Source organism: Microcoleus sp. Z1_A1, assembly GCF_036700305.1.
Lineage (GTDB): Bacteria > Cyanobacteriota > Cyanobacteriia > Cyanobacteriales > Microcoleaceae > Microcoleus.
On record NZ_JAUBOR010000020.1, the window covers coordinates 45,593 to 70,871 of the forward strand.

Below are 25,279 nucleotides of genomic sequence, written 5' to 3' on the forward strand. Positions count from 1 at the left end.
TCAACTTCTCCCCTCCCCCGATCGGGCGACGTAACAGGAGGAGCCCAAAATCCCTGAAAAAGGATTTATTGTAAAACAGAGCAAAAGTAAAAATCAACGACCCAGTGGGGGTGACAACTTCTTTACTTAGCTGTAGAAACTTTATTCAAACAATAGTAGTTACTTAAGCACCAAGCTTGGTAACGAAAGAGAGCGCGACTCATCGACATCCGACCATAAACTCACATACAAAACTAGCCCAAAAAGGCAAACCAATTTTTATGATTGCGCTATAAGATAAAACCTGAAAGCCTGGGTGATATAAACAGGTTTCTGAGTTTTATCGACACCATTCTCAAATACTAAAAACAGTTGAGTTGCGGGTTCGCGAACCCGCCCCACAAGAACATTTATTTCTTGTGGAACAGGCCGGAGTGCCTGTTACTGACATTTGTCCAAAATGTCGGAATTACTGTACTTGTTTGCCAATACCAACTAAGAGGAACAGTCCGAAATTACGGATTGCAAGTTTTTTATGAATATCCTGACAACACGCTCCTACAAGGACGAAACTGACTGGTGCGCGATCGCAAATTTGATCGATGCTTGCGAAGCAGTGGATAGACTCGGCGAAGAAGTCTCTGCAACTGAACTCAAGCTAATACTTGATGCCCCCAAACTCGACCAAGCCCGTGACGTGCAGTTGTGGGAAGATGGTAATTACAAACTGATCGGTTTGTCACTCCTAGATATGCCCGATTCCCCGAATGAAATAGACGCTTCTCTCTGGTTTTACGTGCATCCAAATGTCCGTAGCGAAGGTTTAGAAAAAGACATAATTAAGTGGGGAGAAAAGCGGCTGGGCGAAGTAGGAAAAGAACGCAATTTGCCGGCAAAATTGCGTACCTACAGCCGGGAGGACAAAACCGATGAGATGCGGCTATTAGAGAAACAGGGCTTTGAGGTCGATCGCTATTTTTGGACAATGGCCCGATCCCTCGCCGAACCCATACCCACACCCGAATTTCCCGCAGATTTTGCACTGACACACGTATCAGGAGAACAAGACATCCAACCTTGGGTAGAGATGTTCAACCAATCATTTATCGATCACTGGAATCACCACGATTTAAGTGCGGAAACCGTGCGTTATTGGATGCAAGACGCCAATTATCAGCCGGAATTAGACTTGATTGCTGTTTCGGGCGAGCGCAAATTTGCAGCTTTCTGCGACTGTCAAATCAAACCCCAAAAAAACCCCCGCAGCGGCACAAAAGACGGTTGGATTGAATTGTTGGGTACGCGGCGCGAGTTTCGGAAAATGGGTTTAGGAAAAGCGATGCTGTTAGCTGGTTTGCATAAGTTGAAAGCAGCGGGTGCAAACACAGCTAAACTCAGCGTTGATGCTGACAGTTTGACGGGGGCGACAAAGCTTTACAAATCAGTCGGTTTCCGCCCGATGGAAACTTGGATAGAGTGGGCTAAGACAGTGTAAATTCGTTAGGGTGGTCAGAAACCGGGTTTTTGCGAAAATACTGCGTTAGAGCCTGTAGATTCGGTAAAAAACCCGGTTTCTTGGGTTTTGATGCGATCGCCCTTTTGGATCGAACGGGCGATCGTACTTTTATTATGTCGCGCACATTATGCTAGGATTAACAGATCAAAAATCATCCTAATTTCTATGACGCGATTCATTCACGATCGCTTTGCTAAAGAATACCTAGAAGAACTGCTTTCACCCATCGGAACAGTTAAGGTCGGTCGCGATGTGACTTCGGAAGTCCGAGAAATCGATGTTTATTTCACTCCAGGTACCGCAATTCCCGAATACTCATCAAGCCTGGGATTGTTGGGAAAAATGGCTGACACAACTGCAATTTTTGAACCGTTTCGCAATCCGGTAACTGTCAGCGAAGTCTTGAGCTGCATGAGTAAGTTATGGGATTTGCGAGGTGAATTGGAGCGGCAGGCGAGAAGAGAAAATACTCGCTATGATGAGGATCTGTTGCCCCGAATGTGGATTTTGACACCCACAGCATCGAAAGCGCTGGTGGAGGGTTTTGGTGGGATACCAAACCCTGAGAATTGGATCGAGGGAATCTATTTTTTCCCGGAGCACTGGCGAGCAGCAATTGTGGCGATTCACCAGTTGCCAGAAATCCCAGAAACCCTGTGGTTGAGGATTTTGGGGAAAGGGAAAGTACAGCAAAGGGCGATCGGGCAATTGAGTGCTTTAGCAACGGACGATCCGTTACGGATTATTGCGCTAGAATTATTGTATCGTCTACAGTCACATTTAGTAGTCGAAACCCAACAGGAACCTGAGCCAGAAGAGCGGGAGTTAATTATGGCGATTGCACCACTTTTTCAACAACAAATACAAGCAGCACAGCAACAAGCTAGAGAAGAAGGACTAGAACGAGGACTAGAACGAGGACTAGAACGAGGACTAGAACGAGGACTAGAACAAGGACTAGAACGAGGCAGACAAGAACAGCAACGCTTAATCTTAGAAAATTTTCTGCGAGTTAGATTTGGAGAATTAAGCCAGAGAATGACAGTATTTTTATCTCCAATATCCAAGTTGCCTGCTGCGGAATTTACAGTGTTGTTGCTGGCAATATCGATGCTAACAATTGATGAAGAAGGGCGGGAACAAGCTGTAAGATTATTGGCCGAAAATGTCTTGAGAATGTACCAAAATGAATTGGGTGATATTCTGCCTACAGCCCTTACCAATTTACTAGCATTGCCTGTGGCAGAATTGACATTGTTGGTAGAACAACTGCCGCAGTTATCGGCTGATGGATTGAGGGAAAGGTTAGGGAAAATTCCTGAATAAACCTGTTTGAGTAGCTATAGAGTGCGATCGCCCTTTTGGATCGAATGGGCGATCGTACTTTTCTTGATTTCCTAAATCAACCGGAAATTAGCCGATGTAATCGCATTGGCACTCACTCCAATCATCACACCTAACTCCTCTCCTGTCAAGACATTTTTGATGAGAGTTCCCTGAGTATTTTGAGTGATTGCTAACTGACCAAAACTCAAACCTCCGCTTAATCCAATCAAGTCTTGACCGATGGTAAAATCAGCGATGATATCAAATCCTTGACCCGCTTTTAAGGCAAAGATATCGTTGCCGCTACCGCCAATCAAACTATCATTGCCCATGCCTCCATCAAGCAAATCGGAGCCTTTGCCCCCAGTGAGAGTATCGTTATCTAGGCCTCCGTAAATAGTATCATTTCCTTCGCATCCTCCCAGGATATCTGCTTCTTGGTTGCCGCTGATGAAATCATTACCTACACCGCCGCAGCTCGGCTCAGAAACTAACAGCCAAACAGGGAGGCGAAAGCCTCCCTGTGATGAATTAGCGTATAGTGTCTTCGCCAGCAATCTTACAAGAAAGAGCTACTATTAAGAGCCGTTGGATTCAGATTATAAAGCACTCCCAAGTAGTTATTACCCGATTTAATCAGCGTTGATGCTACAGCATTTGTACCATCTAAGATGACATTAACTGACTCAAAAGTTAGTTGACTGAAAGTGGCACCAATCAACTTGATTTTATCGTCCGAAGTGAAGTCAGTAATCACATCAGCTTGAGAAGGGTTAGTAGCAGTATGTTGTAATACAAAGGTATCCTTTCCTGCACCACCGGTTAGTACATCGAAACCTCGATCGCCCCACAATGCATCATCCCCATTTCCACCAATCAAGACATCATTGTCCTTACCACCGCGTAAGAGATCATTCCCCTCGCCACCAGTGAGAGTATCATTGCCATTATTTGCACTCAAGAAGTCATTCCCATTACCACCAGACAATTGATCAGATTTTTTCCCCCCAAACAAGTTATCGTTACCATTACCGCCATCAATGGTATCAGCGCCTTCGTTACCATAGATGGTGTCATTATCGCCACTTCCCGTCAAGTTATCATTACCTGATAACCCGAATATAGGTTGACCAAAGGCTGATTGTGGGATACTGGTGTCATCATTATCAGTCAGTAGATATTGGTTATCTACCACTTGATTTTGTGGGAAATTAGTTGGTTCGCCGCGATCAATATTATTGAATGGTGGTGTGTTAATTACGATCGCCGTGGGTGTCGGTGTTGGTGTTACTGATGGTGTTGGTGTTGGTGTTACTGATGGTGTTGGTGTTGGTGTTACTGATGGTGTTGGTGTTGGTGTTACTGATGGTATTACCGTTGGTGCTGGTATTACCCTTGGTGTTCCCGATGAAGTCGGTGTTGCCGATGAAGTCGGTGTTGCCGATGAAGTCGGTGTTGCCGATGAAGTCGGTGTTGCCGATGAAGTCGGTGTTACCGATGAAGTCGGTGTTACCGTTGGTGCGGGTGTATTGACATTAACTTGGAAGACATCACTGATTGAGGCTTTCCCATCAGAAGCACTGACTTTTACCTTCAAATTCCCCAGATCCGCCGTTGCAGGTGTGCCACCAAAGATGCCTGTTGCGGGGTCAAATGTTAACCAAGTCGGTAAAGCGGTTCCGTCTTCCTTTGTTGCTGTGTAAGTTAACGGATCTTTTTCAGCATCGGTAAATGTACCCGCTGGTACTGTATAATTGAATGCTGTGTTCACCGTAACTGATCGATCGGTAATTGCACTAGCTACGACAGGAGCAGTATTCGGTTTATCGGATACCGATAACAGGAAGGTATTGCTGATAGCAGCTTTCCCATCAGAAGCACTGACTTTTACCTTCAAATTCCCCAGATCCGCCGTTGCAGGTGTGCCACCAAAGATGCCTGTTGCGGCATTAAATGTTAACCAAGCCGGTAAAGCGGTTCCGTCTTCCTTTGTTGCGGTGTAAGTTAAAGGATCTTTTTCAGCATCGGTAAATGTACCCGTTGGTACTGTGTAATTGAATGCTGTGTTCACCGTAACTGATTGATCGGTAATTGCACTAGCTACGACAGGAGCAGTATTCGGTTTATCAGCAATCGTCAAGAGGAAGGTATTGCTAGTAGCAGCTTTCCCATCAGAAGCACTGACTTTTACCTTCAAATTCCCCAGATCCGCCGTTGCAGGTGTGCCACCAAAGATGCCTGTTGCGGCATTAAATGTTAACCAAGTCGGTAAAGCGGTTCCGTCTTCCTTTGTTGCTGTGTAAGTTAAAGTATCTTTTTCAGCATCGGTAAATGTACCCGCTGGTACTGTATAACTAAATGCTGTGTTCACCGTAACTGATCGATCGGTAATTGCACTAGCTACGACAGGAGCAGTATTCGGTTTATCGGTAATCGTCAAGATGAAGGTATTGCTAGTAGCAGCTTTCCCATCAGAAGCACTGACTTTTACCTTCAAATTCCCCAGATCCGCCGTTGCAGGTGTGCCACCAAAGATGCCTGTTGCGGCATTAAATGTTAACCAAGCCGGTAAAGCGGTTCCATCTTCTTTCGTTGCTGTGTAAGTTAAAGGATCTTTTTCAGCATCGGTAAATGTACCCGTTGGTACTGTATAACTAAATGCTGTGTTCACCGTAACTGATCGATCGGTAATTGCACTAGCTACGACAGGAGCAGTATTCGGTTTATCGGATACCGATAACAGGAAGGTATTGCTGATAGCAGCTTTCCCATCAGAAGCACTGACTTTTACCTTCAAATTCCCCAGATCCGCCGTTGCAGGTGTGCCACCAAAGATGCCTGTTGCGGGGTCAAATGTTAACCAAGTCGGTAAAGCGGTTCCGTCTTCCTTTGTTGCTGTGTAAGTTAAAGTATCTTTTTCAGCATCGGTAAATGTACCCGTTGGTACTGTGTAATTGAATGCTGTGTTCACCGTAACTGATTGATCGGTAATTGCACTAGCTACGACAGGAGCAGTATTCGGTTTATCGGTAATCGTCAAGATGAAGGTATTGCTAGTAGCAGCTTTCCCATCAGAAGCACTGACTTTTACCTTCAAATTCCCCAGATCCGCCGTTGCAGGTGTGCCACCAAAGATGCCTGTTGCGGCATTAAATGTTAACCAAGCCGGTAAAGCGGTTCCATCTTCTTTCGTTGCTGTGTAAGTTAAAGGATCTTTTTCAGCATCGGTAAATGTACCCGTTGGTACTGTATAACTAAATGCTGTGTTCACCGTAACTGATCGATCGGTAATTGCACTAGCTACAACTGGAGCGGTATTTTTAGTGAAGGTAACTTGGTTATCTGTACTGGTACTGGCTGCTATGTTAGGATTCCCAGCTATATCCGTAACCGCATTGGCATTAATACTAGCAATCGCAGTACCCGCTTGGGTCATACCACTAATTGCCACATTGTAAGTTGTACCACCTCCTGTCACCTCGGTGGTAGTGGCTCCGGCGGTACCACTGAGAGTAACTTTCGTCTTATCAAACCCCGTCACCGGTTCACTAAATTCAACGGTGTAGTTAATCAGGGTATTTGCCGTCGGGTCGGCTTGACTACCTCCTTGGTTAATCGTGACAGTGGGGGCGATACCATCAATAACTAAGGCTTTACTCCCTCCCAGGGATAGGGCTGAACCCAAGGTGGGGAGGGTTAATATAGCATTAAGTCCCCCAATATCTTGAATCGTACCGCCGTTGAGGGTGAGGGCATTTACGGTCAGAGATTCTAGGTCAAGGGACTCGTCTCCCGCTTGGACAATATAGTTAAAAGTGAGGGTTTTACCGCCGGTACCACTGCTGTAGGTAGCATATTGGTCGGTAGTTCCGGTTTCCAGTTGCAGTTGAGGTTTGCCCACGACAGTAACAGGGACATCAAATTCCGCGGTAATGCTAATGGTTTGGCCAATACCATAGAGACCATCTAGGGTAGTGGAGGTGACACGGGTGATGGTTGGAGAGCGATCGCGCAGGAAAATGTCACGAGAGCTGTTAGTGTCCCCTGTCACCAGGTTGGAGGCATCAGACTCAAACACCACATAACGCCCATCGGCTGAGATACTGGGATTAAAGGAGTTGCTATTTCCCTCAGCAGCAGCGGAGTCAAGGGAGAGGCGGGTGGTGATGTTCGTCTGTGTATCTCGCAGGAAAATGTCAGCCCTGCTGTTAGTGTCCCCTGTCACCAGGTTGGAGGCAAAAGAGTAAAACACCACATAACGCCCATCGGGTGAGATACTGGGCTGATCGGAGCCGCCATTTCCCTCAGCAGCAGCGGAGTCAAGGGAGAGGCGGGTGGTGATGTTCGTCTGTGTATCTCGCAGGAAAATGTCATTCGTAAAGTTAGTGTCCCCTGCCACCAGGTTGGAGGCAAAAGACTGAAACACCACATAACGCCCATCGGGTGAGATACTGGGATTAGTGGAGTCGCTATTTCCCTGAGCAGCAGCGGAGTCAAGGGAGAGGCGGGTGGTGATGTTCGTCTGTGTATCTCGCAGGAAAATGTCAGTATAAAAGTTAGTGTCCCCTGCCACCAGGTTGGAGGCATTAGACTCAAACACCACATAACGCCCATTGGCTGACATACTGGGATTAAAGGAGGTGTTATTTCCCTGAGCAGCAGCGGAGTCAAGGGAGAGGCGGGTGGTGATGTTCGTCTGTGTATCTCGCAGGAAAATGTCAGCCCTGTTGTTAGTGTCCCCTGTCACCAGGTTGGAGGCATCAGAGGAAAACACCACATAACGCCCATCGGCTGAGATACTGGGATTACCGGAGCCGTTATTTCCCTCAGCAGCAGCGGAGTCAAGGGAGAGGCGGGTGGTGATGTTCGTCTGTGTATCTCGCAGGAAAATGTCACCATTATTGTTAGTGTCCCCTGTCACCAGGTTGGAGGCAAAAGACCGAAACACCACATAACGCCCATCGGGTGAGATACTGGGATTACTGGAGTCGCTATTTCCCTGAGCAGCAGCGGAGTCAAGGGAGAGGCGGGTGGTGGTATTCGTCTGTGTATCTCGCAGGAAAATGTCAGCCCCGTTGTTAGTGTCCCCTGTCACCAGGTTGGAGGCAAAAGACTGAAACACCACATAACGCCCATCGGCTGAGATTCTGGGATTATTGGAGAAGTTATTTCCCTCAGCAGCAGCGGAGTCAAGGGAGAGGCGGGTGGTAATACCAAGGGTGTGGGCGTAGGAAGCCAGAACCTTTGCTGTGAAAGGGAGGTGTGGTGCTTCTGGGGAGGGGGGAATTTGGTGAGAGAGTTCCCAGGTGCCACCTTTTGCCGCATTCCCGGTGGGGTTGGGGTTGGCCGCGATGTTTGCGCCTGTGAGTTGGTGTAATTTTTCGATAAATTCTGCCCCCGCGTCTCCCGCCGCAACGGAACACCCATAGAGGAGAATCTGGCTTGCTGTTAGTCCCCATTGTTGCAGTTGGTTCGCGTATAGGCTCAGAGTATCGAGACTCAGTTGGGTATTACCGAGATAGAGGATACCCGGAGCCCCGTGTGAAAGGATATGTATCGCTTCAATATCTTTTTGATCTGCCAAGGCGTTAGTAATTTGGTCGATCGCGCTCAAATTTTCATTTTAAATGAAAATTTGAGCGCGATCGATGCCTTGAATCAGGCTTTGATAATCCTGTACAGAGGAGTCTACGAAAATAATTTGCTTGTTCATGTTTGGTACGTTCATAATTACTGAAATCCTTTATATTTATTGTTTACATCCAAGTCGGGCCGGGCTTGAAACCCCCGCCTCAAAGCTCAAGTCCTCTTGCATAGGACTGAAGAATTTATTAGTCTTATTGCTCAAATCAATCGAGCTGTAAAATTGTTAGCCCGTTCCCCTTTTTCACGGGAAATAAACGTGGAAAACTGATTGTCTTCGCTCATGGCTTCCAACATTCTCTCCACTAATCCCCCGACTGGGCTAGTCATAGCAGCGTGAAAGCGGGGATTTTGTCGTAGTAATGCAGCCAGTAAAGTAGAGCCTGAGCGGGGTAGTCCTGATATGAAGTGGGCTTTCACTGGCCTCGTGGGGGAATGGATTTCTATAACATTAGATGCAACCTAAATGTATCATACCACAGACATATCTTTTATAGCCTATCTTTATTTAACATTTCGCAACACAACATCCAGGTTTACGATATCTTTACAATCTAGACATCGTGGGTTGGCTTTCCCTATCTCTATCATTGCTTAGGGCCCCTGCCTCTGTCAGTCGGAAAAGTCGGATCATAAAGTCGGAAAAGTCGGATCTTTTCCATGTGGACATAATTTAGACCTCCCTCAGAGGCTGTGGGTATGAGGGTTTATTTGTTTTAGCGGAATTTTATTGGCTATTTTGCCAGACAGCATTAAGGTTGACGATATCTTTAGAATCTAGACATCGCCCTTGTTATACCAATTTAATGTGAAGTTGCACATATTTCGATCCCCCTAAATCCCCCTTAAGAAGGGGGACTTTGATCAGAATCTTGTCCCCCCCTTATTAAGGGGGGCTAGGGGGGATCGGATTCTACGGGGCCTCATAAAAAATTGGTATTAATTACTCTGGAACTTTAACCGCAGATGGTGGCGGATGTACGCGGATGGACGCAGATTAGGATACAGTTTGTTTAGTTACTTCTACATAAATATGTTCTAACCGCACCGGATACCGAGCGATTGAATCAATAGAAATCCCGTCGAACAGCAAAATAATTTCTTTTAATTCTAAACGTTCCGGCAGCCAAAAAGCCAAATCGCTACCGTAGCGGCGGGGGATGAAACTGTATTGTTTAGCGCGGGCGATGACTTCAGCTTCTTGGTCGGTTTTTACCACGATAATTTCTTGAGCCGGAATCAGTTTTTGCAACTCTTCCAAACTGCCCTCAGCTATAATACTGCCATTCTTTAAAATTCCAATTCTCTGACACAGCCGCTCAGCTTCATCCAACAAGTGAGTTGTCAGCAAAATTGTAATTCCTTCCGACTGCAAGCGCTGAATTAATTCCCAAATTTCATAGCGAGCCTCAATATCTAAACCCGTTGTCGGTTCATCTAAAATTACTAATTTAGGCTGGTGTACCAAAGCCACCGCAATATTCAAGCGGCGCTGCATTCCTCCGCTCAAAGTTTCCACAGGGCTTGTAGCTCTATCTGTCAAATTAACTGCTTTCAAACAGTGTCTTACTTGATAGCGCCGCTGTTTGCGCTCTAAGCCGTAAATTTGAGCAAAAAAATTGAGGTTTTCTTCGCAGCTAAGGCTTTTGTAAAGCAAATTTTCTTGGGGCGCTACACCGATTAAGGATTTTGTAGCTTCGGAAACAGGCTCGCCATTGATGGAAACTTTGCCGCTGTCGGCATTTAGCAAATTGCATAAAATATTGATAGTTGTAGTTTTGCCCGCCCCGTTTGGCCCGAGCAAACCGTAAATTTCTCCAGCTTGAATGTGCAGTGTTAAATCTTTAAGCACTGAGCGCTCGCCGTAAGACTTATTTAGCTTTTCTATTTGCAGCACTGCTTTAATTCTCCGTATTATTTTATATATTTACGATTTTTTCGGAATTATTTAACCGCAGAGAGCGCAGAGGGCGCAGAGGAAGAGAAGAGAGAGATGAATAATTACGACATAATAATGAGATAGTTTTAAAGTCTTCTTTCTACTCTCAGCATCCTGCGGTAAGAAAGCCATCCACCTGCAATCATGGCAATAGAAAATATGAATAAATACCAAAAGTGTTCTGCAATATCAGCCAAATCTTTGCCGTCAGCCCACACGCCCATCAGCGCTTCGTTCATGTGATAAATTGGATTATACTGGGCGAGATCCAGCAGACTTTTGGGAAAGAGCGAAGTCGGTAAGAATGCGCCTCCTAAAATCAATAAAGGAACGCCGAAAGCGGCTACTAGGGAGTTGACATCTTCAGTGCGCCTCGCAAACTGGGTGCCGAGAATAAAGCCTACACCTACATAAGATACAATACTGAGCAGAATAATCGCACATCCTAACAGAATAGAGCCTTGAAATTGTGCTCCTAAAAAAGAGGCGATCGTATATACTAAAATTACCTGACCGATGCCGATGCAACTGTGAGCCAGGAAAATCCCTAAAAAGTAGGAAGTGCCGCTCAGCGGGGAAATAAACAAGCGTTTGAGGGTATGCTGTTCTCGCTCTGCTACTACTGTTGCTACGCTACCGCCGAGACAGCTAAAAAATAAAGCCGCTCCTACTAAGCTTGCAGGTGCAGCAGTTTCAAAGGCTTTTGCTGTGGTGAGATTAGCGCGTTCTTTTAAAATTAAAGCGTTAATTAGCAAGATAGAAACTGGAAATATACTCCACAAGACTAAGCTGCGCCGCCGCCTACCCAATTCAATTAAAATCCGCTGTGCTACTGCGAGGGTTTCGTACCAGTATTTCATTTTAAATTTGTTAGCATTGTCATGGTTTGTAATCAAAAATTAAAGTTAATAGTTTATGATACAGTCATTACATAAGCTTGTCAAATAACTGTTCAAAATGTACACCATTGAATTAACATCAGGCAAGGTCGGAGATGGCAATGCCCAAGGCGTGTCAACTTAAACTTTTCCTCCGCAAGTCCTCCCGCTCACCCGGCAGTCCGCCAGGGAATGAATTCCCTGTCTAATAGCTAAAGTCCTCTCAAAGAGGACTGAAGAACTCATTAGTCCTATGCAAGAGGACTTTAGTTTTGAGGCAGGGGTTTCAACAATAGCCGGACTATTTGTTGTACGTTAAGTTGACGCCAATGGGCAATGCCGTTTCCCTAGCCCCAAAATAATCGTCCTGGTGACGATGTAAGCATCGCCCGATTAATTGTAGGGAAACGGCACTGCCGTGTCCTGATTTCGGCTAAGGGGTAAAATCAACCGCATTAGATGATGAAATTACCCTTGCGAGTGGTCTGTTGATACAACCCATCGACAACATGGCTATTGAGGAGACGGCAGTGCCGTTTCCCTACCCCAAAATAATCAATAATTATTACTTAATCGTAAAGTTCTTACCTCTGTAGCATCCTTGAAAAGAAGTTAAACTGGTGCTGTTTCTCTGTTCCAATTTAGTCACGAGGGAAGAAGTATTGCTACTTTCAGCGGTAGCGCCCCACTTGTAGATAAAGTCGCCGAGATTGTTTCCGGTTTCTTCGTAGCTGTGCTCTTCAATTGGAATTCCCGAAACTCCTGAAACAGTTTGGTTGTGGTATCCGTTAAGGATGATTTTTTCGATAACTGCGCCCGGTTCTGCGGTAATGTTCCACTGCACGGGTTCGTAGGCTGAAAGTGCGAGAATTATGGGCTTGTTTCGGCGTTCTACTTTGACTTCGATCGCCCTTTTAGACAAATCTCGGTTCTTGTGATCCGCATTAGCTTCGTAAACGCCTATTAAATGAAGTTCTTTGTTTCCGCTTGAGGAACCGATATAAGCTGAAAAATCGTCGGAACCGCCAAGCCCGCAGTTGGCGCCAGAACTAATTGGGGAAACAAAAGCTGTTTTTTCGGCTAGTTTCTGCTGCACCGCCGGCACTACCCACAATCCGGTTCCGATGCCTAAAGCACCTATCAAAGCGGCGGCGATACCGAAAGGCAGGGCATTTGTCAGGTTGCGAACAACTGGTTTGGCTGTTAGTTGAGATAGGGTTTGCTGCCAAGTTTCACCAGTTTGTCGATCGGCATTCCCGCCATCGAGACAAGCCAATAAACCTAAACTTTCCGGCTGTTCGAGCAGACTTTGAACTGTTTTCCCTTCACCGACGTAGAGATTTCTAGTTTCGGTGTCTAAAAGCAGCCAGTAGCGATCGCCCTCGCTGAGGTTGTACTCTTGTAGGGCAGGATCGACTAAATCGTGCTGCAAAAACACCAGCCAAGCCATATTATTGCCAGTGCCGACTGTTTTGCCGTCGCTGGATATAAGTTGGTCGATGTCGGGCTCCCAGCGCCAAGCTACCCAGCGACTATCTCCTCGATAGCCGAGGGATTTTTCTAGTTGCGGATGAGCGGTTATTTCTAAGCGTTGAACTAAGTTTGACACTAGATTTCCTCCTCAAGTGCGTTAGCGAATCCCGCCCCTACGGGGGCTACGCCAACGCAGAGGATCGGGTCTAGAGCAATTTTGTTCCAATTTATTAAAACAAATATTTTGCTCATGAAGAGCCTCCGAATAATCGGGTTAATTTTGTCTTGCTAATGTTATCAGCCGGCACTTTCCCAACCACACAGGCTTAACAAAAATATGCCTGTTGAATGGTTTAGCTTGAGAACTTGGAGCTGGGGAGCACCCGCCTGGTAATAATTTTAACCTGTGCTGATAACTAATCCTGTTACGGATTAAAGCTAGCTATCTATCACTGCTTCTACCTGGTTGTCCAGTTTTAAAAGAGTGCTTAGCCGATAGCGTCTACCAGTTCTTAGCTTAACTTTTATTTGGCTACTCTGCTACAAAATATGCCGATCGCACCTAACATCAATATTATGCAGGCAAATAAATATTCCGGCTTTCTCGTGGCTGAAATATCCCTGAAAAAGAGAACGTTTCCGAGAAACCCGGTTTCTGTGATGAAAGTTCTGACCGAAAGCATTCAGGATACCCGCCACGTGATTCATCCGTCCAGAAATAAAAAACCTGTATCCGATGAAACTTGCCGAACGTATTTATCTCGCGCAAGTCAATCTAAAATCTAAAATCTAAAATCTAAAATCGATTGACACTTCGCCTATTACTAGCGGGGGCCATCAATCGCATCTCTAGTCGGCGCAACACCTCCAGGGCCAAAGGAACTCGGCGGCACTCTCGGAAGATTGAGATTGCGATTGGGAACTAAATCGCTGTTGCTGTCGCCAGCATTTCCACCCGTGGGAGACGCACTATTATTGGGGCTGGTACTCGGTGAACTTCCCGGATTGAGATTATTGGGATTGGTATTCGGCGAAGTTCCCAGATTGGGATTATTGGGAGTGGTACTCGGTGAACTTCCCGGATTGAGATTATTGGGATTGGTGGTTGGCGAAGTTCCCGGAGTCAGATTATTGGGAGTACCTGCGGGCGAAGTTCCCGGATTGACATTGTTGGGATTGTTGGGATTTGCCGTGCCAGTAGGAGTAGTTATCGGGGTGCCGACAGCATCTCTGGTGATGGCGTTGGGGTTCGGGGGAGGAGGCGGAGTGCTTGCATTGGGGTTATTTGCAGGAGCATTGCCCGCAACCGGATTCGTGTTTTGGGGAGCAGCGTTACTGCCACACAAACTGACTAAATCAAAAGTTGTGCCGCCTGGAGTTTCGATGAAGCAAACCGGCACATTTACTTGGGGGTTTGAGGCTCTGGGAAAATCGGCTGTTCCCGGCATGGGACGGCTAAAGGCAGCTTCAGCCATCAGTGGGGTCAAGGCAGCCGATAGAGCGGCGATTGTTCGCAATAATCTCATCAGCGTTTCCTCAAATGTATAATTTTATTTTCTCCAGTATTGCCCATAAATCGCCAAGTGTCGTCACTCTAAAAGCCGATCGATCTTTTTGACAACTGCTTCTTATGGGCCACCCCTGGCTGCAACATCTCGCGCCGACAGAAAGTACAGGTAGAAAAAGCCGATAAGCTAATCCGCCTTTAAATTGCCCGGTAAAATAAATTTTCACTCTTGTGGGGTGGGCATCCTGCCCGCCCTCAAAATACAATTTAAATGCACAACAGCTTAGTGCAACTGTCGCGCATCCGTTGCCCTTCTTCCTTGATATTTTTAGTAGCGAATTCGCGGGTCAACGTAAGCATTCAAAATATCAATTACAATGCTGGCAATTACAACTATTGCCGCAAAAAACACCACAATACCTTGAACAGTTGGATAATCCCGCAAGCTAATCGCTTCGTAAAGGCGATTTGCCAACCCCGGCCAAGAAAAAGTAACCTCTGTTAAAATAGCACCGCCCAACAGTGCAGCAAAAGTCAATCCTAAGACAGTAATCACCGGAATTAGTGCATTTTTCAGAGCGTGCGCCCATAAAATCTGGAATTCGGGAATGCCTCTAGCTCTAGCTGCTTCGACATAATCTGCTTGCAAAGTTTGCTTGAGATTCACTCTGACAATCCGCTCGAAAATGCCGCTCAAAAGAATCCCCAAGGTCAAACTCGGAAGTGCCAAATAATGCAAAGATGTGAGAAACTGACCAGGGTTAGCGCTCAGCAGACTGTCAATAGTGTATAGTCCTGTGTAGCCTTCGGGGGCGGGGAATGTGACAGGAAAGCGAGTTCCCAAGGGAAACCATCCCAACTGCACTGCGAAAATTAATTGCAAAACCATACCGGCCCAAAAAGCCGGCAGCGAGTAAGTGATAATGCCAAACAAACGGCCGACAGCATCGAAAATAGTGTTGGGGCGGGATGCTGCCAGGGAACCGATACTGATGCCGACAATTAAAGCTATGGCCATGCTACAAACTGCTAATTCGACTGTAGCGGGGAAATAATCTCCGATAATTTGCCACACGGTTTGTCCGCGAGTGGTGATGGATGTTCCCAAGTTCAGACTGAATAAGTCTTTCATGTAGTTGAGATATTGCTCCCACAGGGGTGCGTCGAGGCCGAGTTGGGTTCGCATTGCTTCTTTGGCGGCTGCGGGAGCTCGTGAGCCGAGAATGGCATCTATGGGGTCGCCTGGAGTGGCCCGCAAGAGCAAAAATACTGCTGTGGTGATTGTCCACAACATTAGGGGTGCCAGAAGCAAGCGGACAAAAATATAAGATTGCAGGGCTTTGGAACGAGACATAATATTTGGGAATTGCCAATTGGAAATTGGAAAGAGACAGTTGAGTGGATGTTACTTACATCTTGCACTATTCTCAAGAACAGGCAAGATGCCTGTTCCACAACAGATCAATTTTATTGTGGGCCGTTGCTCTGAGCAACGGCCTGAAAGGATGATTGAGAATGGTGCAATATCTCAGTTTTAGCGAAAAAGTCGATCGACTTTTTCGCAATTGGCGATTTTCCTATTCGCCCAGCAGTGATTCAAATGCAGCTTGCAAAGACTTGATATCGCCTACTCTGGCTACTAACAAGTTTTCGCTGCCGGCATCCTGCAGCCTGTGTCTCCAATACTGGATGCTATCAGAGTTGTTCATCCAGAAACTAATCACGGTGTCTACAACTCGATCGACATCCCAGCCTTGCTGAGGAGAAACTGTCTCTACGGATGCCACAAACGCATCGAGAGTGCACTTTCGGTTTGCCAAGTATTCTACACCTGACGGCTGCTGTTGTTGCAGCAATTCCTGCTGCTGGTTAAAAAATGTTAAAGTTGGAGATACGCCCAGGATTTCAAATGTATAGTTCATGTCATCCTCCAGAAGTATTATTTTGCCCAAATGTCGATCGTCCAAAAAAGCTAAAAACGCTTTACTTTGCTGGCGTTGATGAAATGCAGATGCTTCAATTATCCTCTTTGTAGTCGATCTGGATTTTGGCGGCTTATCTTATTAATAGCAAATTTTTTAACACCAGATTGTCACAGAATTTACATTTGTCCTGGGACTGTAGAAAAAATGAAAATAAAATTTTTATTAACCGGGCGTAAGGAAGAGAATTCCCACCCGCAAAAAGTGAGCTTATTTTAGATTAAAAAGTTTAGATTAAAAAATTGAATAATTGGCAATGACTGATGACAAGCAGGATGGGGAACACGGGCCTAAAGTTGCATTTTTTACGGCGTGTGACTTTTTTATCGGGAGTCTGCAGAGCGATCGCCACATTCAGACAAGTAGTGGCATGATTAATATTACAAGTTTTTAGAGTAGCGGTGGAAACCTCAGCCCCGTTTTGAGCAGTCGGTAACTGCACTTCACTATGTGTGTACAACGTTGTAACTTATATCGAGGGTGATTTTAACTGAGATATTGTACCATTCTCGCTTAACAAACCGAAAAGCCTGTTCCACAATAAAATTCCCTCTTTGAGAGAATAGGCCGAAAAGCCTGTTCATAAAAAGCTTATTGAGAATGGTGCAACATTTCAGTTTAAGCGACAAACGATACACAAACCCGGTAGGTGTCAGAATATTGATGTTATTGAAAAGTCTGAGCAGTTGTGTGATGAAAAGCTCGCCCAAGATGTCACTAAGCCTAGTCTTGTTGATACCGCTGGTGGTACAAATCTCCGTAGCAGTCGGCGTGACTGGATGGCTGTCGTTTCGCAACGGCCAGAAAGCCGTCAATGACCTTGCTACGAGGTTAAGCTTGGAAGTCGCAGCCAGAACCAAAGAAAATTTCCGCAGTTTTGGGGATGTATCTCATTTATTTCTACAAATGAATACTGCTGCGATCGCCTCTGGCAACTTAGACCCGGAAGACTTGCCCAACTTAGAGCGCTATTTGTGGAACCAGACCAAGCTGAGCGATCGAAATACAACCATCTACTACGGCGACGAACAGGGCAGATTCGTCTTGCTCAAGCGAGAAGCAGAACACTTAGTATACATCAGAGACGAATCAACCGCTCCAAACCGCGAAATTTATCGCCTCGATAGCCAAGGAAATCGCACTGAGCTAATCCAAATCGTCCCCTATGACCCCCGTACTAGACCGTGGTACAAAGCTGCCAAACAGTCAGGAAAAGCCACTTGGTCTCCCATCTACCCCTTCGCAGCCTCGCCAGTTCTGGGGATTACGCCGGTGATGCCTATTTACAATGAAACAGGAAACCTGCAGGGGGTATTGGCTATTGACTTGACTCTTTCTCAAATCAGCGATTTTCTCAAAAGCATCAAAATTAGCCCGTCAGGACAAGTTTTTGCGATCGAACGCAGCGGGAAAATAGTCGCCAGTTCCACAGACGAATTGCCTTTTGTCACCGGCCAAGACGGACAGGAACGGCTGTTGGCGACTAGGAGCAAAAATTTGCTAATTCGATCGGCTTCCACATACTTACAACAACGATTTGGTAGTTTTGAACAAATTGACAGCAAAGGACAGTTTACCTTCGATATAGACGGCAAACGTCAATTCATTACCGTTGCTCCCCTGCAAGACGGCCGCGGCCTCGATTGGCTGATTGTAGTCGCAATCCCGGAAGCAGACTTTATGGAGCAAATTAACGCCAACACTCGCACAACTATCTTATTGTGCTTTTTTGCCTTGGTACTGGCGATCGTTCTCGGAATATTTACCTCTCGCTGGGTTGTCAAACCGATTACCCGATTGTTGCAAGCTTCCAAAGCTTTAACAAAAATGTCTGAGTCATCCGACTTCACTTCCGCAGAATTAAATGGCGAAGTCGAAGTTCAAGGAATCAAAGAAATCGATCTCCTAGCTCAGTCTTTCAATCAAATGGCTAGACAATTGCGATCGTCTTTTGTTGCCCTAGAACAAACCAACTCTAGTTTAGAACAGCGAGTAGCAGAGCGGACGGCAGAACTCGAAGCCGCCGAAGCAGAATTGCGGGCTTTGTTTGCAGCCATGAGCGAATTAATTATAGTTCTCGACGCCAGCGGTCGCTATTTAAAAATCGCCCCCACAAATCTTTCTCTGCTCTACAAACCCATCGAAGAATTAGTAGGCAAAACACTCACAGAGGTGTTTCCGCAAGCTACAGCCAACAATTTTATCAACCACATCCGAACAGCTTTAGATACTCAACAAACTGTCAGTATCGAGTACAATTTAACCATTGACGACCGCGAAGTTTGTTTTGCCGCCAGCATTTCACCCCTTTCCGAAGAATCCGTCATTGTGGTAGCTCGCGACATTACCGAACAGAAGCGAGCCGAATCGGCGCGACGCCACAGGCAAAAACAATTGCTCAAACAAAATACGGTTTTGGTAGAATTGGCAAGAAATAAAGCGCTGTATCGAGGCGATTTGCAAGTAGCTTTTAGGCAAATTACCGAAGCAGCTACTCATACCCTAGATGCAGAACGAGCCGGAGCTTGGTTGTACGATGAAAGCCGCTCGAAACTGCACTGTCTCGACCAATTTAGCCGCAGCAACCCGCAGCATTCCCAAGGTGCCGAACTCGCAGCAGCAGACTATCCAGCTTATTTTAAAGCTTTGGAAGAACACCGGACGATCGCAGCCGATGACGCTCTCTCAGATGTGAGAACCAGAGAATTTGTGGAATCTTACTTTTCACAAGTGGGTACTACATCAACCTTAGATGCGCCCGTGCGGCTGGGAGGACAAACAGTCGGAGTCATCTGTATCGAACAAGTGGGAACTCCTCGCAACTGGACAGTAGAAGAACAAAATTTTGCTGCTTCCCTCGCAGATTTGGTATCATTGGCGATCGAAGCCAGCGAGCGCGATCGTACACAAAGCGCTTTGCGTCAAGCAGAACAAAAATATCGTAGCATCTTTGAAAATGCCGTCGAAGGCATTTTTCAAAGAACCCCCGAAGGCCATTTCTTGAGCGTAAATCCAGCTTTAGCCCGCATCTATGGCTACGCCACTCCCGAAGAATTGACATCAAATCTCACCAACATCAAACAGCAAGCTTACGTCAATCCTCAGCAGGGCGACAAGTTTATGCGCGTGATGGAAGAATTCGGAGAAGTTTCGGGGTTTGAGTCACAAGTTTACCGCGTTGACGGCAAGGTAATTTGGATTTCCGAAAGCGCGCGTGCAGTGTGTGACGCCAACGGCCAGGTACTCTACTATGAAGGCAGCGTCGAGGATATTAGCGATCGAAAAGTCTTTGAATCCGCCTTGCAACTCGCCCTAGAAGCAGCCGAAGCCGCTTCCACCGCAAAAAGCGCATTTTTAGCAAACATGAGCCACGAACTGCGAACACCTCTGAATGCCATCATCGGCTACAGCGAAATGCTCCAAGAAGAAACCGCAGAATTGGGCTACGATGAACTCACCCCAGATTTAGACAAAATTCGCACTTCCGGCCGACACTTGCTATCGCTCATTAACGACATTCTCGACATTTCTAAAATCGAAGCCGGCCGCATGGATCTTTACTTAGAAACCTTCAACATCGCCGCCTTGATTGAAGAAGTAGCATCCACCGCCGCGCCGCTAATTGAAAAGAACGGCAACACTCTCAACTTGCACAAAATTACTAATATCGGCACGATGCACGGTGACATTACCAAAGTGCAGCAGATTTTATTAAATTTGCTGAGCAATGCCGCCAAATTCACTCAAAACGGTACAATTACCCTCACCGCCAGCCGAGAAAAAATCGCGGGCGACAGCAGCGAAGCAAAACAAGAAAACACTGCGGAACCTGCCACAATTTCTCAATCTTCAATTGCTAGTAAAGAATTTTTAGTTATTAATTGTACAGATACAGGAATTGGGATGACTCCAGAGCAGTTGCAGCACATTTTCCAACCCTTTACCCAAGCAGACGCTTCCACCACGCGCAAGTACGGCGGCACCGGTTTGGGACTAGCCATCAGCCAACGTTTTTGTCTAATGATGGGCGGCAATATTTCCGTAAAAAGTCAGGAGGGTGTTGGTTCTACTTTTACGATCTGGTTGCCAGTTAATCTGCAAAATTAGGATGGATGGCACACGCAGCATTCAATTTCAGAAAAAAAGAATGCTGGCGCACCTTACAAAAGAAGTTTCCCTAAAAAAAGGGGAATACAAACCAAGTAGGGAAACTAAAAGTAAACATAACCTTGTGTTTAGGTTTGATTTTTTACTTTTATCTTACTCATTACGGCTGTGTACTTGGGTTAGATTCTCCATTCACCACCCCCGTAGTATCTATCTGATCGGCGAAATCTTGTTTTCCAGTTTCAATAAACCATTTATACTGCTCAAGCGTTTCGGGACGAGCACTCTCCAAACACATTTTTCTCCAGCGGGATGCCTCTTTTGTATCTTTTTTTTCTTCCAGAACATCTTCTAGCAAGCAATAAGCCATCCCTCCACCGAGCTGTTTTCCTTCAATTGCTTGGTCAATAGCAACTGCTTGTCTGATTTCTTTTTCAGCCGCTTGATACTGTTTTTGTTTGAGCAGTATCCAGCCCAAGTTTAGATGTAGTTCATAATTGAGTTGAGCATCTTCTTTCCTCACCCGTTGTACTCCCATCCGCAGTAAAGTTTCAGCGGTAACTCTATCGTTTTTACTAATATAAACGCGACCTAAATTATTAAAGGCGCGAGCCTCCCCTAGATTTAACACTTTTTCATATTCCTTCCTCGCTAAATCTATAGCTCCTAAAGATTCGTAGATTTGTCCCAAGGCAATTGGAATCTCCCAATTATTGGGGTTTATTTTGGCCGCTTGCTCGTATTTGCCTTTGGCTTTTTCCAGTAAACCTCTTTCGTAGAGTTTTTTTCCTTCTCGATAGTTCCAGTCACCAATCCGAGGTAAAGAGTTATAGACTCCCACAGAAGCCAACAATAACATTGCGGTAATTCCCAAGGTTGCTTGACTGTGAAACTGGGGAGAAATATTGAGTTTTTGGAGCAGATTTTTAATCTTTTCTTGTCCTGTGTCCTGCAAGGTGTGGATTACCGTCAGAAGTAACCCTCCTTGTCCCAGCAGGCCAAAGGTCTCAGCGAAGCTGATTCCTCCCGTGGAAAAGAGTTGAACGAAGGTTGTCATATAGGCCCCTACCGCCGTCAATCCCGCGATTGTCAGCCCGTTGAACAACCAATCTAAGCGATTTGAGGGGGAAACTTCCTCCTCGGAAGTCGGTTCGAGGAACCACCACCAAGCTTCTGGGGAGGGGTGAAATGTAGCTCGCCATTCTGCTAATTTTGCTCCTCGGGCGATCGCATTGGCTTGTTGTTTCAGGAAGTTGTCTAATTCGAGTAGTTTAGCCAAACTTTCCACAGAAAGCTGGGTTTTCTCGCTGAGTGCTTCTTTGATGGCATCGCGAGTAACTAAAATATGGAGAATGGCTATTTCTGAGGGTTCAGACTTGGCCAATTTTAGGTGAGCGAGAGCATCCGTATATTGAGCTAAGGCAAATTCTAATTTCACGATCGGACTTGAATAATTAGTAGATTCCTGAAAAAAGTTTACCGCAAATTGCAGGTATATACTTTAAGAAAATTGTACCCCACAGTTGCAGCACATTTTCCAACCCTTTACCCAACCAGACGCTTCTACCACGCGCAAGTACGGTGGCACCAGTTTGGGACTAGCAATCAGCCAGCGTTTTTGCCTAATGATGGGTGGCAATATTTCCGTAAAAAGTCAGGAGGGTGTGGGTTCTACTTTTACCATCCGCTTACCTGTTAATCATTAACTAATATGGGTATTTTTGAGCTATACTTCTATTACCAAATCTCGTAGGGGCGGGTTCACCAACAATCTTTGGTTCACATCCAAAATATTCATAAACCCGCCCCCACCAAACCAATTAACCCTGATTGCAGAACAATTTTTTGAGTATCTGCGATGGGTGGGGGCGGGTTTTTTAGTTCTGGGAATTGATGATATAAATTTGGGTGAACCCGCCCCCACCAAACCAATTAACCCTGATTGCGGAACAATTTTTTGAGTATCTGCGATGGGTGAAGGCGGGTTTTTTAGTTCTGGCAATTGATGATATAAATTTGGGTGAACCCGCCCCCACCAAACCAATTAACCCTGATTGCAGAACAATTTTTTGAGTATCTGCGATGGGTGGGGGCGGGTTTTTTAGTTCTGGGAATTGATGATATAAATTTGGGTGAACCCGCCCCCACCAAACCAATTAAGTTTGATTGCAGAACAATTTTTTGAGTATCTGCGATGGGTGAAGGCGGGTTTTTTAGTTCTGGCAATTGATGATATAAATTTGGGTGAACCGCTCCGACAAATCTTTGAATTTCCAATTACCAATTACCCAGTCCCCATTACCTTTGAATGCTTCTCGGATCGAGAGCATCCCGCAACCCATCCCCCAATAAATTAAACGCCAAAACAGTCAAAATAATCAGTATCGCCGGAGGCCAAACCAACCAAGGCTGCAATACTAAAATTGAAGCATTAGTAGAGAGGGATAGTAAATTTCCCCAAGAAGGATCTGGCTGTTGAATTCCCAAGCCAATTAAACTCAAAACCGACTCCGCCACAATAAAACCCGGAACCGCCAAAGTAGCAGAAATAATTACATAAGTAGCAGTTTGTGGCAACACGTGGCGAACAATAATATAAATTGGATTGGCGCCCATTGCCCGCGCCGCTTGCACAAATTCTCGTTGTTTAATTGACAGTACCTGACCGCGAATTACCCGCGCCAAACCCGCCCAATTGATAAATGAAGTAATCAGCACAATCAATATAAATCGCTGAGCACTTGTCAATCCCGGCGGCAACACTGCTGCTAGCGCTACTAATAAATAAAGACCAGGAATAGTCATTAATACTTCGGCAAAGCGCATTAAGATACTGTCAATCCAACTGCCGAAATAACCCGATATTCCTCCGATTAACAATCCCAATGGAAAAGAAATTGCTATGCCAACTAAACCGATGCTGAGGCTAATTCTGCTGCCGTGTACTAAGCGGCTGAATTGATCGCGCGCTTGTTCATCCGTGCCTAAAATGTTAATTTGACCTTCTCCTGTAGTGCCAAAAAGATGCCTATCTAATGGCAAAACTCCTAAAAAATTATAGGGAGAACCTTTGACAAACAAACCGACAGCCGATGGTTTTTGCCAGTCTACAATTACCTCGCGAGCGCCGGTATTCGCATCCACTGGGCCCTGAGTTGTCGGATAAACGTGGGGCCCGATAAATCGCCCGTCTTGGGTGGTTAAATAAATCTGAGTCGGCGGCAATAATGAACCGTCTAATTGAGAGTCGTAGGGGTCGTAAGGTGCCACAAATTCGGCAAAAAGTGCGACTGTGTAAAAAATTAACAGTAGCACGGCTCCTAACCGAGCTAGAGGATTTTTTCTAAGATTTTGCCACCAGTTCATAAGTTTTTAGGTTTGAGATTTTAAGTTGGTTAGTAATCAAGACTAAAGTGCTTAAAGTTATTTGTAGAGACTTTAGTTTTTTATTGATGAACTCAGCAGCCAAAAATTAATTACTGAATAATAAAAAAATTCATAACTGAATTACTTACTACAAGAATTAGACTACTTTTGTTCATCTGCGACCAAGATTATTCTAGTTTCATCTTCGGGTATTTTCCCCAATTCCTCGCCGCTAAAAGGATTGTAGAAAAACGAGCCTGTTTGGGGTGGCAATTTGGGATTGAGTACAATTTCTACTATACTTTTTACAACCCCAGTGAGCGGAATTGCCAGGATAACTCCCAACAATCCTCCCACTCTACCTCCTAACAGCAAAGCTGTGAAAATAATTACCGGGCTCAATCCGGTGAGATTGCCCATGATTCGGGGAGCTACTAAATTATCCTTGATTTGCTGGAGACCGATCGCGACTACCAACACTTGCAGCGCCAGCCACCAATCAATAAAGGCTACAATTATACTAACAGTGCCAATTCCCAAAGTTGCTCCAATAAACGGAATTATTTCCGTCAATCCTATAAACACGGCAAACAACAGAAAAAACGGAACTTGCAGCCACCAAAAAGCCAGAGTCAACGAGATGGCCATCAATAGTCCCAGCAATAACTGTCCCGATACAAATCGCTGGAGGTTTCGCTGCAAAGTCTCTGTTAAAACATAGCGAATGTCTGGGGAAAAAATACTGGTCAAACCCTGCCAAACTCTTTGCCCGTCTAGGAGCATATAAAAGGAAATCACCACAATAAAAATCAAGTCCAAAAACCAGTTAACAGTACCGACAACTAAGCCTAAACTCGTACCTGCGAGCGCCTGCACTTGTTCCTGCACTTTCGCTGATAACTGCTGCTCCAATATTTGCACGTTAAACGGCAAATTGCGCTCGGCACTCCAGGCTTGAAATTCAGCTAGCTGCAGTCGCCCCGACTCCAGCAAATCCGGGAACCTCACCCCCAACTGTCTCGCTTGGCTGAACACGGGCGGCACAATAGTTAAACCGATTACTATTACTACCACACCTGCTGTTAAATAAACCAGCCCCGCCGCTACTCCCCGAGGCAAAAATACTTGCAGTCTTTTTACTGCATAATTTAATAAAAATGCAATGAGTCCCGCTGTTACTAAAATGCTGACCAGTTCCCCAACATAACTGACAGCAGTCAGGGTAAACCATCCCGTCACTAGCATTAGTAGCCAAGTAATTAGAAACTGTTGGACGGGAGAAAAGACGCTATTCATTGTGATTTTTGTCAATTAAACTGGTACAATTTCCTGACCCGATTTGTCGGGTTCTACGAGAAACACATTAGAGTATAGATTAGCAATAATCAGTTCAAGATTAGACTAAATGCTCTCAGTATTGATAAGCTGGTGACGGCAAAACCGCTTCGGGACAGACAATGCCAGCCCGATCGACCCCACGATCGGGAATCACGCTAATATTCAGTATGCCCCAGAGACCGATCAAATTAAATGTCGATCGCACAAACTTTGAGCAAATTTAAT

The 25,279-nt window shown here is 45.6% G+C and carries 16 protein-coding genes and 1 pseudogene; 4 read left to right on the forward strand and 13 right to left on the reverse strand.

The window, feature by feature from the left end:
- The first annotated feature begins 514 nt into the window (after positions 1-514).
- Positions 515-1,474 (forward strand): GNAT family N-acetyltransferase, encoded by a 960-nt coding sequence (locus QT973_RS15085; protein ID WP_333054269.1) that lies wholly within the window; start codon positions 515-517, stop codon positions 1,472-1,474.
- 186 nt (positions 1,475-1,660) lie between these two features.
- The gene (locus QT973_RS15090) at positions 1,661-2,821 is read left to right on the forward strand and encodes a flagellar assembly protein H (RefSeq protein WP_333391623.1); all 1,161 of its coding nucleotides are present in this window, start codon (positions 1,661-1,663) and stop codon (positions 2,819-2,821) included.
- A gap of 71 nt (positions 2,822-2,892) precedes the next feature.
- Here the strand turns inward: QT973_RS15090 and QT973_RS15095 are convergent, their stop codons facing one another.
- From QT973_RS15095 to QT973_RS15135, 9 genes are all read right to left on the reverse strand, one after another.
- Entirely contained in the window at positions 2,893-3,378 is a 486-nt protein-coding gene (locus tag QT973_RS15095) for a hypothetical protein (RefSeq protein WP_333391625.1), read from the reverse strand.
- 2 nt (positions 3,379-3,380) lie between these two features.
- The gene (locus QT973_RS15100) at positions 3,381-8,435 is read right to left on the reverse strand and encodes a putative Ig domain-containing protein (protein WP_333391627.1); all 5,055 of its coding nucleotides are present in this window, start codon (positions 8,433-8,435) and stop codon (positions 3,381-3,383) included.
- 230 nt (positions 8,436-8,665) lie between these two features.
- Positions 8,666-8,884, reverse strand: a complete 219-nt coding sequence (locus QT973_RS15105; protein WP_333260752.1) for a sulfotransferase — start codon at positions 8,882-8,884, stop codon at positions 8,666-8,668.
- A gap of 577 nt (positions 8,885-9,461) precedes the next feature.
- Positions 9,462-10,361 (reverse strand): ABC transporter ATP-binding protein, encoded by a 900-nt coding sequence (locus QT973_RS15110; protein WP_333391629.1) that lies wholly within the window; start codon positions 10,359-10,361, stop codon positions 9,462-9,464.
- Between the two features lie 128 nt (positions 10,362-10,489).
- On the reverse strand, positions 10,490-11,263 hold the full coding sequence (locus QT973_RS15115) for an ABC transporter permease (RefSeq protein ID WP_333055667.1): 774 nt from the start codon (positions 11,261-11,263) through the stop codon (positions 10,490-10,492).
- Between the two features lie 583 nt (positions 11,264-11,846).
- Positions 11,847-12,890, reverse strand: a complete 1,044-nt coding sequence (locus tag QT973_RS15120; protein WP_333207893.1) for a hypothetical protein — start codon at positions 12,888-12,890, stop codon at positions 11,847-11,849.
- 688 nt (positions 12,891-13,578) lie between these two features.
- Complete coding sequence (locus QT973_RS15125) at positions 13,579-14,280, reverse strand: hypothetical protein (RefSeq protein WP_333055665.1); 702 nt, start codon at positions 14,278-14,280, stop codon at positions 13,579-13,581.
- A gap of 309 nt (positions 14,281-14,589) precedes the next feature.
- Positions 14,590-15,615, reverse strand: coding sequence for an ABC transporter permease (locus QT973_RS15130; RefSeq protein WP_333391631.1), 1,026 nt, complete (start codon positions 15,613-15,615; stop codon positions 14,590-14,592).
- 223 nt (positions 15,616-15,838) lie between these two features.
- Positions 15,839-16,183, reverse strand: coding sequence for a hypothetical protein (locus QT973_RS15135; RefSeq protein ID WP_333055663.1), 345 nt, complete (start codon positions 16,181-16,183; stop codon positions 15,839-15,841).
- Between the two features lie 753 nt (positions 16,184-16,936).
- Here QT973_RS15135 and QT973_RS15140 point away from each other — a divergent pair.
- Positions 16,937-20,350 (forward strand): PAS domain S-box protein, encoded by a 3,414-nt coding sequence (locus tag QT973_RS15140; RefSeq protein ID WP_333207886.1) that lies wholly within the window; start codon positions 16,937-16,939, stop codon positions 20,348-20,350.
- Between the two features lie 160 nt (positions 20,351-20,510).
- On the opposite strand, the gene QT973_RS15145 is transcribed toward QT973_RS15140, so the two are convergent.
- A complete protein-coding gene (locus QT973_RS15145) occupies positions 20,511-21,788 on the reverse strand; it encodes a tetratricopeptide repeat protein (RefSeq protein WP_333055661.1) in 1,278 nt (425 codons plus the stop codon).
- An 82-nt stretch (positions 21,789-21,870) separates the two neighbouring features.
- Between QT973_RS15145 and QT973_RS15150 the strand changes: the two are divergent.
- Positions 21,871-22,056, forward strand: a pseudogene (locus QT973_RS15150) (ATP-binding protein); the annotation flags it as partial.
- A 592-nt stretch (positions 22,057-22,648) separates the two neighbouring features.
- Here QT973_RS15150 and QT973_RS15155 read toward each other — a convergent pair.
- From QT973_RS15155 to QT973_RS15165, 3 genes are all read right to left on the reverse strand, one after another.
- Complete coding sequence (locus QT973_RS15155; RefSeq protein ID WP_333055659.1) at positions 22,649-23,716, reverse strand: ABC transporter permease; 1,068 nt, start codon at positions 23,714-23,716, stop codon at positions 22,649-22,651.
- 162 nt (positions 23,717-23,878) lie between these two features.
- Positions 23,879-25,012 (reverse strand): AI-2E family transporter, encoded by a 1,134-nt coding sequence (locus QT973_RS15160; RefSeq protein ID WP_333055658.1) that lies wholly within the window; start codon positions 25,010-25,012, stop codon positions 23,879-23,881.
- A 115-nt stretch (positions 25,013-25,127) separates the two neighbouring features.
- Complete coding sequence (locus tag QT973_RS15165) at positions 25,128-25,259, reverse strand: hypothetical protein (RefSeq protein ID WP_333260757.1); 132 nt, start codon at positions 25,257-25,259, stop codon at positions 25,128-25,130.
- Positions 25,260-25,279: the final 20 nt, after the last annotated feature.

Excerpts from the sequence above, each read along its gene's own strand:
- QT973_RS15125 (WP_333055665.1), bottom strand. The coding sequence starts at position 14,280 with ATGAGATTATTGCGAACAATCGCCGCTCTATCGGCTGCCTTGACCCCA.
- QT973_RS15155 (WP_333055659.1), bottom strand. The coding sequence starts at position 23,716 with ATGAACTGGTGGCAAAATCTTAGAAAAAATCCTCTAGCTCGGTTAGGA.
- QT973_RS15085 (WP_333054269.1), top strand. The coding sequence starts at position 515 with ATGAATATCCTGACAACACGCTCCTACAAGGACGAAACTGACTGGTGC.
- QT973_RS15160 (WP_333055658.1), bottom strand. The coding sequence starts at position 25,012 with ATGAATAGCGTCTTTTCTCCCGTCCAACAGTTTCTAATTACTTGGCTA.
- QT973_RS15115 (WP_333055667.1), bottom strand. The coding sequence starts at position 11,263 with ATGAAATACTGGTACGAAACCCTCGCAGTAGCACAGCGGATTTTAATT.
- QT973_RS15140 (WP_333207886.1), top strand. The coding sequence starts at position 16,937 with ATGAAAAGCTCGCCCAAGATGTCACTAAGCCTAGTCTTGTTGATACCG.
- QT973_RS15135 (WP_333055663.1), bottom strand. The coding sequence starts at position 16,183 with ATGAACTATACATTTGAAATCCTGGGCGTATCTCCAACTTTAACATTT.
- QT973_RS15130 (WP_333391631.1), bottom strand. The coding sequence starts at position 15,615 with ATGTCTCGTTCCAAAGCCCTGCAATCTTATATTTTTGTCCGCTTGCTT.
- QT973_RS15090 (WP_333391623.1), top strand. The coding sequence starts at position 1,661 with ATGACGCGATTCATTCACGATCGCTTTGCTAAAGAATACCTAGAAGAA.